This is a genomic window from Methylobacterium sp. J-026 (genome assembly GCF_022829585.1).
In the GTDB taxonomy this organism is placed as follows: Bacteria; Pseudomonadota; Alphaproteobacteria; order Rhizobiales; family Beijerinckiaceae; genus Methylobacterium.
Genome location: NZ_JAKSYC010000027.1, coordinates 1 through 1,110 on the forward strand (window position 1 = coordinate 1; position 1,110 = coordinate 1,110).

The following is a 1,110-nucleotide window of genomic DNA, read 5'->3' on the forward strand; positions in this document are numbered from 1 at the left end:
CATCAGGAAGATCACGCCGAACTCGGCGAGATGCGCGATCTCCGTGCGGTTGCCGATGGTGAAGAGGTGCACGTAGGGATGATCGTCGGCGAAGCGCCCGAGGCCGTAGGGTCCCAGCAGGGCGCCGGCGCCGATGAAGCCTGTCCTTCAGGAACACGGTGGTCTTGGCGACGCTCGCGAGGCTGGCACCTCCAGCTTCCAGCACGGCTGCGAGGTTAGCCAGCGAGCGGCGCGTCTGCGCCTCTATGCCCTCCGGAAATGCCCCGGTTTCCGGATCGATCGGCAGTTGTCCCGAAGCGAAGACGAAGTCGCCGACGCGAGTCGCCTGGGCGTATGGGCCGACGGCCGGAGCCGCCGCTTTCGTGGCGATGATGATCCTGTCCAAATCCGTCTTCCTACTGCGTCAGGCGTCCGACATCATTCCATTGTAGTGGACGCACGTCCACTGGTTAAAGCGTGTTTTTCGACTGTGCAGGACCGTTCAGTCGATCCGCCGCCGCGCTGTTTCCGGTGCCGCGAAAGTCGCCACGAGCGTCACGCACGCGAGCGCGATCAGGTAGGCCGAGATCGGCCACGTCGCGCCGCCGCTCCAGGCGAGCAGGGCGGCGGCGATCAGCGGCGTGAAGCCGCCGCTCAGCGCCGCGCCGACCTGGAAACCCAGCGAGGCGCCGCTGTAGCGCAGGCGGGCATCGAACAGTTCGGACATCCACGCGGCCCCGGTCCCGAACATGATGCCCTGCCCGAAGCTCAGGGCCACCGCGACGGTCAGGGTGATGATCGTCGGGTCGCGGGTATCGAGGAGCCGGAACATCGGGAACGCGAAGGCGATCGAGAACAGGCAGGCGGCGATGAACAGCGTCCTGCGCCCGTAGCGATCGGACAGCCAGCCGAAGACCGGGCAGGCGGCGTCGGTTCGTCTGCGCCACAGCAACGTCGACCTCGGCGGCGCCCGCTTCACGTGCTCGGCGACGGTCTCCCCCGACAAGGGGCCGCTGACCCTCTGTGCGGTCATCGAGCACAGCGACCGGAGCTGAACCCAGCTTCCGGCCGCCGATCCCGCCTCAGAGCGGGATGTTGTCGTGCTTCTTCCAGGGCTGCTCCATCTTCTTG

General features: G+C 67.0%; 1 protein-coding gene and 2 pseudogenes. 1 reads left to right on the plus strand and 2 read right to left on the minus strand.

The window, feature by feature from the left end:
• A partial coding sequence (locus MKK69_RS01000) for a hypothetical protein (RefSeq protein WP_243964804.1) occupies positions 1 to 219 on the plus strand: 219 nt, incomplete at its 5' end.
• Here the strand turns inward: MKK69_RS01000 and MKK69_RS01005 are convergent.
• Together MKK69_RS01005 and MKK69_RS01010 are read right to left on the minus strand one after the other, a co-directional pair.
• Positions 200 to 385 (minus strand): annotated as a pseudogene (locus tag MKK69_RS01005) (RidA family protein); the annotation flags it as partial. The gene MKK69_RS01000 and the pseudogene MKK69_RS01005 overlap by 20 nt on opposite strands.
• Before the next feature lie 96 nt (positions 386 to 481).
• Positions 482 to 898 (minus strand): annotated as a pseudogene (locus MKK69_RS01010) (MFS transporter); the annotation flags it as partial.
• Positions 899 to 1,110 lie beyond the last annotated feature (212 nt).